The following is a 6,939-nucleotide window of genomic DNA, read 5'->3' as shown; positions in this document are numbered from 1 at the left end:
ATATGCGCAGCGCGAAGAAGTCCGCCATCTGCCGCTTCGCCTGGTGCAGCGGGTTGTCGCCCGTCGCGACGGCAGCCATACGAGTCCACATCCAGCCGAACGCTACCAGCGCGAAAAGCCTGAGATAATCGACAGCCGCTGCTCCTACCGCATCGGCACCCGCACCACGCAACGCCACCGTCGCCTCACGCAGCAAGGCGAGCGCGTCGCGCGTTCGCTGTCCCACGAGCAGGTTTGGCGCCGCATCCAGATCGGCCGCGATCATGTCGAAAAAGCCCACTGCCACTGCGCCACCGGCCAGCGGTAGCTTGCGGCCGACCAGGTCCATCGCCTGCACGCCGTTAGTGCCTTCGTAAATCTGGGCAATGCGCGCGTCGCGGACATACTGCTCCATCCCCCATTCGCGGATATAGCCGTGGCCGCCGAAGACCTGCTGCGCCTCGACCGCGCTTTCGAAACCGAAATCGGTGAAGGCTGCCTTGAGCACCGGGGTCAATAGTGCAACCAGCGCATCGGCCTTGGCCCGCTCGCCCGCGTCAGGATGCTCATGGGCGCGGCCCAACTGGAGCGCAGTCCATCCTGCCAGCGCGCGCCCTGCCTCCACGAAAGCGCGGACTTTGAGCAACATACGGCGTACATCGGCATGTTCGATAATCGGCACTGGTCCGCGCGCGCCGTCAGCGCTGCGCCCCTGCAACCGATCCTTCGCATAGGCAGCAGCCTGCTGATAAGCCGCACCGGCGATGCCCAGACCCTGGATACCGACCATCAACCGCTCGGCATTCATCATGGTGAACATGGCGGCCAGGCCCCGATGCGGCTCGCCCACCAGCCAGCCGATCGCTCCATCATAGTTCATGACGCAGGTCGGCTGGGCATGAATGCCCATCTTCTTTTCCAGCGCGCCGACCGACATGGCATTGCGCGCGCCATCGGGCAGGAATTTGGGAACGAGGAACAGGCTGATCCCCTTCACCCCCGGCGGCGCGTCGGGCAGGCGGGCCAGCACCAGATGGATGATGTTGGACGCCATGTCATGGTCGCCCGAAGAGATGAAAATCTTCTGCCCGGTGACGGCATGGCTGCCATCGCCCTTCGGCTCCGCCTTCGCCTTGAGCAGGGCGAGGTCGGTCCCTGCCCCGCTTTCGGTCAGCGCCATCGCACCGGTCCACTCCCCGCTCACCAACGAGGGCAGATAGAGCGCTTTCAACTCCTCGCTGGCATGGGCGGCGATCGCTTCGGTCGCGCCGCGGGTAAGGCCGGGAAAGAGACCGAAGGAGAGGTTGGCGGCCGACAGCATCTCATCCAGCCAGAGCTGGAGGATGAAGGGCAGGCCCTGCCCACCCTGCGCAGTATCGGCAGCCAGCGCGGGCCAACCGGCGGCAACAAATTCACGATAGGCATCGACGAAACCGGGCGGCGTCACCACCGACCCGTTCACCAGCTTGCTGCCCTGCTCATCCCCCTCCCGATTGAGGGGATGGAGCCGTTCGGCACAGAGCTTGCCCGCTTCCTCCAGCACCGCGATGGCGAGATCGACGTCCACATCCTTGTCCAGCTCCGCCATGGCATGATCGAAGCCAAGCACCTCCGTCAGCAGAAAGCGGTAATCGTCGATCGGGGGAATGTAGCTCTGCATTGCCTGGGCGCCTCTCTCTTCTGCTTAATCATATACCAAACAGTTGTTACAATGACAAGCGAAGGTCAACCATTCCCGTCGGAATGGCGGAAAACATGCATGATCTGGGCAGCGATCTCGCGCGGGGTCAGGCGGCCGGGCCGCACCCAGTCGGCGGCCGAATTGAGCTGCGAGAGCAGCAGGTTGCGGTAGATGGAGCGATCGATCGTCGACGGCAGCGGCAGGGCGGAGACCAGATCGCGAAACAGCGCTTCGAACCGGTCGCGGCGTTCCATCAGCGCGCCGCGTACAATATCCGGCACTTCTCGAAAGTCGTTCATCATCGGCATGGTGAGCGAAGCGGGATCGAGCTGGATGTCGAGCAGGGTCGAGCAGGCCGCTTCCAGCCGCGCCCAGGGATCAGCCTGCGCCCCGACCGCCACCGCGATCCGTTGCTCCGCCTCGTCAAGGGCGGCATGGTGGAGTTCGACGAACAGAGCATCCTTCGACTTGATATGATGGTAGAGCGATCCGCCCAGCACGCCCGCCGCCTCGCCAATGTCGCGCATCGATGTGCCGCGATAGCCCTTGCGCGCGAACAGCCGCGCAGCGATCTCCAATATCTGGCGGCGGCGTGCGCCCGCACCCTCCGCTTCATCATCCCTGACACGCATCCTGCTCATGGAAAGCGCCGTACCATATAAGCCGCACGAGCATCCATCGGCGTCCTGCAAAAACTGCTTGCCTGGACTGCTATCTTAATTGTATGCCAATGATACATATTCCCGTGCAGGAGCAGAATGATGGAAGAGCAGGACGTCGTTTCCTTTCATGTCGAGAACCGTATCGCCTGGGTGAACTTCGCCCGCCCCAATAAGCGCAACGCGATGAGCCCGGCGCTCAACCGGCGCATGATGGACGTGCTGGACGAACTGGAGTTTCGCGAGGATGTCGGCGTGCTGGTGCTGAGCGGCGAAGGCACCGCCTGGTCGGCGGGCATGGACCTGAAGGAATATTTCCGCGAGACCGAAGCACAGGGGCTGCGTGGTGTGCGCAAATCTCAGCGCGAAAGCTATGGCTGGTTCCGCCGCCTGCGCTGGTATCAGAAGCCGACCGTCGCCATGGTCAATGGCTGGTGTTTCGGCGGCGGTTTCGGTCCGCTCTTCGCCTGCGACCTCGCCATCAGCGCGGATGAGGCGCAGTTCGGCCTGAGCGAAATCAACTGGGGCATATTGCCTGGCGGCGGCGTGACCAAGGTGGTGGTCGACCTGCTGCCGATGCGCGACGCCATGTGGCTGACGCTAACCGGCGAACTGATCGACGGCAAGCAGGCCGCAGCGATGCGGCTGGTCAACGAAAGCGTGCCGCTGGACCAGCTCAAGGCGCGCACGACGCAGGTCGCCGAATTGCTGCTCAAGAAGAACCCGGTCGCCCTCAAATTCGCCAAGGATGCGGTGCGGCGCGTGGGCACGATGACCTATGACGAGGCGGAGGATTATCTGGTCCGGATGCAGGAAGCGGCCAATTTCCACGACAAGAGCGAAGGCCGCAAGGAAGGCATTCGCCAGTTCATCGACGAGAAAAGCTATAAGCCGGGCCTGGGCAGCTATGACCTAAACAAGGGCGAAACTTCGGCCTGACCGACCCAACCTCCGTTCGTGCCCGACGAACGGAGGTTCGCGGGTTCCGGCCTGATCTGCAATAATTCCGCATCGCAGAGTAATTTCATATCTGCGATATATCCGCATCCATGAATTTGTGGCAGGATGATCCCGAACAGGAGGAGGATCATCATGCCCATAGCCACCACCCATGTCGGCAGCCTGCCGCGCGGCGACGCATTGACGCCGCTGTTGCTGGCACGCGACAAGGGCGAACCCTATGATGCCGGGCAGTTTGACGAAGCCGTCCAGAGCGCCGTCCAGGGTGCGATCACGAAACAGGTCGAGGCGGGCGTCGATATCGTCAGCGACGGCGAACTGGGGAAGGTCGGCTACTCCACCTATATGATCGAGCGGCTTTCGGGTTTCGGCGGTCATATCGACCGAAAGCCGGCCGCCGACCTCGCACCGCTGCCCGAACTGCGGCAGAAACTGGCGGCGATCATGGGGTCGCAGGAATTCACCCGCGCCTCCTGCATCGGCCCGGTGCGGCTAGTGATGCTCGATCCGCTGCATGACGACATCCGCCGGTTCAAGGCCGCGCTCGGCGCGCAACCCGGCACCCGCGCCTTCATGAATGCGGCGTCGCCCGGCCTCATCACCGCCTTCCAGGTCAATCGCCACTATCCCAGCCATGAAGCCTATCTGGCCGACCTGGTCGATGCGATGCGGGAGGAATATGAGACGATCGTCGCCGCAGGATTCGACCTGCAACTGGATTGTCCCGACCTCGCCATGTCGCGCCACACCGGCTATCAGGAGGCGAGCGAGGAGGAATTCGTCAGGATCGCCGCCGCCAATGTCGAGGCGCTCAACGCTGCCACCGCAAACATCCCGCCGGAAAAGATGCGGATGCATATCTGCTGGGGCAATTATGAAGGGCCGCACGATCATGACATCCCCCTGGACCGGGTGATCGACATCATCCTGCGCGCCCGGCCCGCCACCATCCTGTTCGAGGGCGCCAATCCGTGCCACGAACATGAATGGACGGTCTGGCGCGACGCATCTCGCCGTGGGGCGGTGCCGGACGACAAGATCCTGGCCCCCGGCCTGATCGATACCTGTTCCAACTATGTCGAGCATCCCGAACTGATCGCGCAGCGGATCGAGCGCTTCGTCGGGATCGTGGGCAAGGATCGCGTGATCGCCAGCACCGATTGCGGTTTCGGCACCTTCGCCGGATATGGCAAGATCGACCCGGCCGTCACCTGGAAGAAGCTGCGGTCGCTGCGGGCGGGCGCCGACCTGGCGGACGCGCGCCTGTGACGGGCGGCGTGACCGAAGAACAGCGCCGCGCGATCGAGCAGGATTGCGCCCGGCTGATCGCGCTCTACGCCAATCTGAACGATGCCGGTCGCTGGGAGGATGTCGCGGCGCTCTATGCGCCGGACGGTCGGATGGCGCGACCGACGGCGGCCGACGACTGGATCGAGGGGCGTGACGCGATCCTCGCCGCCTTCCTCGCCCGACCGGCCCGGACCACCCGCCATGTCTGTTCCAATATCGTGATCGAGGTGCTGAGCGACGGCGAGGCGACGGGCGAAAGCGCGATGCTGTTGTTCACCGGCGAGGCAGCGTCTAAGGTCGGCAGCTTTCACGACCGGTTCGTCCGCACGGACGCAGGCTGGCGCTTTGCCGAAAGGCGGGGCAGCCTGATTTTTTAAGGGGGTTCGCCGATCATGAATGGCTCCACGCCGTCCACCGTCAAGTCGGCGATGCGCACCATCGACATCATCGAATATGTCGTCGCGCGTCCTGCGGGCGTCGTCGCGCAGGAAATCGCGGCGGGCCTCGCCATCCCGGTCAGCAGCCTGTCCTACCTGCTCGCGACGCTGGTGGAGCGCGACTATCTGGCCCGCGACGGGCGGCGATATCTGCCGGGCGACGCGCTGGAGCGGCTGGCTTCGCCCAGGGGATCGCTGTCGCTGGCGGACAAGGTGCGGCCGCTGGTCAAATCGCTGCGGTTGCAGATCAACGAGACGGCATCCTTCTTCGTCCGCGACGGCTGGCAATTGGAGGCGATCGTCACCGAGACGGCGGAACAGTCGCTGCGCTATTCGATCAGCGTCGGCACCCGCAGCCCGATCCATTGCCTGGCGGCGGGCAAGGCGCTGCTCGCCCGCCTGTCCGACGCGGACCTCAACGCCTATTTCGCGCAAACACCGCTCACCGCCTTCACCCCCAGCAGCATCACCGATGCGGCGACGTTGCGCGCGGAACTGGCCGTGGTCCGCGCCACCGGCATCGGCCGCACCCGCGAGGAATATACGCCGGGCATTTGCGGCCTGGGCATGGCGGTGATGGTGGATGGCGTACCGGTCGGCGCCTTCGCCGTGGCCATTCCTCTGCCGCGCTTCACCGTCGATCTGGAAACGCAGGCCATCGCCAAGCTGCAACAGGCGATCGACCTGTTCGCTGCCGCTGAGGCGCCTGTCGCGTAACGTTTCGCGCGCCTGTAACGCGACAGGGCGAAGTACACTGTGTCGTTGGGCGAGAAAATGGCCGATTTCGACCGAAAAGCGCCAGCAATGCAACGCCGAAGCGACAGGGATGCGCCGCCTGGGTCACAGCGACGCGACACGGATGCGACAGTTGCGCGACGGGCGCGCGGCGCTGACGCGACATGTTCGTGGGGTGGGGCAGGTGCGCGGGGATATCGATCCATCCACAAGGGTAGATCAGAAGAAATCCAACATTGGAAGAGGTTGGATCAGTGGGCCGATTCCCTGCGTCGAAAGCACAGCGGAGATGGGATGGGGAGCCGTCTGCCGGTCCAAGGGCGGTCGTTGCTGTTCCGGCGGGTGCGGAGTGGGAGACCTTTCCCCTGGCCTTGCGCCTGGGGTGATGGCGGGAGATGGGTTCCCGCCTTCGCGGGAATGACGAAGTTGGGGGTGGAATCAAGACATTCCCCTCCCTTTCAAGGGAGGGGAGAAAGAAGATCCGCTTTTTGGTCGTTTGTTGTCATCTCCCCTTCAGGGAAGGATCAATCCCCTATGCGTCCGGCGTACCGCCTAGCGGGAAATATTGCCGCCACGGCCGCGCTTCCTCCACCGCGCGGGCGAAGGAGGGGCGTTCCAGCAACCGTGCGCGATAGGCATGGACATGCGCATAAGCCGGCGCAACCGGGTGCGACCAGTGTGCGTAGAAGAGATGCGGCGCGGCGGCGCAGTCGGCTAGGCTGAACGCCGCGCCCGCCGCCCATGTCCTTCCCGCCATGTGGGCGTCGAGCCAGGCATAGGCCTTGTCCAGCGCTGCCCGTGCGTCAGCGACGCCGGTGGGGTCTTTCCGCCCCTCCGGCCGCAATGCATCGACCACCAGCTTCTGCTGCGGGGTCGCGACATGATTGTCGAAGAAACGGTCGAGCAGCCGCACCTCCAGCGCAGCGTCGGGGTCGTCCGGGATCAGCCGGACAGGCCCCGGATGATGGATCTGGAGATGCTCGACGATGATGCTCGCCTCGAAGACGGCCCGGCCCTGATCCCCCAGCACCGGAAATTTGCCGATCGGCCAGAGTTCCGCCAGCCGTGCGCCATTGTCCGGATGATCCGGCGCGATCATCCGGAAGGTGAAGGCGATGTCATTCTCATACAGAGCGATCAGCGCCTTCTGGCAGTAGGAGGAGAAGGGATGGCCGAAAAACTGCAGCATCGCCGCCCC

At 64.2% G+C, this 6,939-nt stretch carries 7 protein-coding genes (1 of these 7 cut by a window edge); 4 read left to right on the top strand and 3 right to left on the bottom strand.

Annotation, left to right across the window (positions count from 1 at the left end; genetic code table 11):
* Together MOK15_RS20480 and MOK15_RS20475 are read right to left on the bottom strand one after the other, a co-directional pair.
* Positions 1-1,639, bottom strand: the 5' portion of a protein-coding gene (locus MOK15_RS20480; RefSeq protein WP_242933531.1) for an acyl-CoA dehydrogenase. Its footprint begins 80 nt before the window's first position; 1,639 of the gene's 1,719 nt are visible here — the first part of the coding sequence; it begins with the start codon at positions 1,637-1,639; the stop codon falls past the left edge of the window.
* A gap of 65 nt (positions 1,640-1,704) precedes the next feature.
* Positions 1,705-2,301, bottom strand: a complete 597-nt coding sequence (locus MOK15_RS20475; protein ID WP_242933530.1) for a TetR/AcrR family transcriptional regulator — start codon at positions 2,299-2,301, stop codon at positions 1,705-1,707.
* Positions 2,302-2,418: 117 nt separating this feature from the next.
* On the opposite strand from MOK15_RS20475, the gene MOK15_RS20470 reads away from it, so the two are divergent.
* From MOK15_RS20470 to MOK15_RS20455, 4 genes are all read left to right on the top strand, one after another.
* A complete protein-coding gene (locus MOK15_RS20470) occupies positions 2,419-3,258 on the top strand; it encodes a p-hydroxycinnamoyl CoA hydratase/lyase (protein ID WP_242933529.1) in 840 nt (279 codons plus the stop codon).
* 153 nt (positions 3,259-3,411) lie between these two features.
* Positions 3,412-4,548 (top strand): cobalamin-independent methionine synthase II family protein, encoded by a 1,137-nt coding sequence (locus tag MOK15_RS20465; protein WP_242933528.1) that lies wholly within the window; start codon positions 3,412-3,414, stop codon positions 4,546-4,548.
* Between the two features lie 8 nt (positions 4,549-4,556).
* Entirely contained in the window at positions 4,557-4,946 is a 390-nt protein-coding gene (locus MOK15_RS20460; protein ID WP_242933527.1) for a nuclear transport factor 2 family protein, read from the top strand.
* Positions 4,947-4,961: 15 nt separating this feature from the next.
* Positions 4,962-5,723 (top strand): IclR family transcriptional regulator, encoded by a 762-nt coding sequence (locus tag MOK15_RS20455; protein WP_242933526.1) that lies wholly within the window; start codon positions 4,962-4,964, stop codon positions 5,721-5,723.
* Between the two features lie 550 nt (positions 5,724-6,273).
* On the opposite strand, the gene MOK15_RS20450 is transcribed toward MOK15_RS20455, so the two are convergent.
* Positions 6,274-6,930 carry a glutathione S-transferase family protein gene (locus MOK15_RS20450; protein ID WP_242933525.1) on the bottom strand — a complete coding sequence of 219 codons (657 nt, stop codon included), beginning with the start codon at positions 6,928-6,930 and terminating at the stop codon, positions 6,274-6,276.
* Positions 6,931-6,939 lie beyond the last annotated feature (9 nt).

The organism is Sphingobium sp. BYY-5, from assembly GCF_022758885.1.
In the GTDB taxonomy this organism is placed as follows: Bacteria; Pseudomonadota; Alphaproteobacteria; order Sphingomonadales; family Sphingomonadaceae; genus Sphingobium.
The sequence above is the reverse complement of the archived record's forward strand: the minus strand, read 5'-3'. Positions and strand labels throughout refer to the sequence as shown.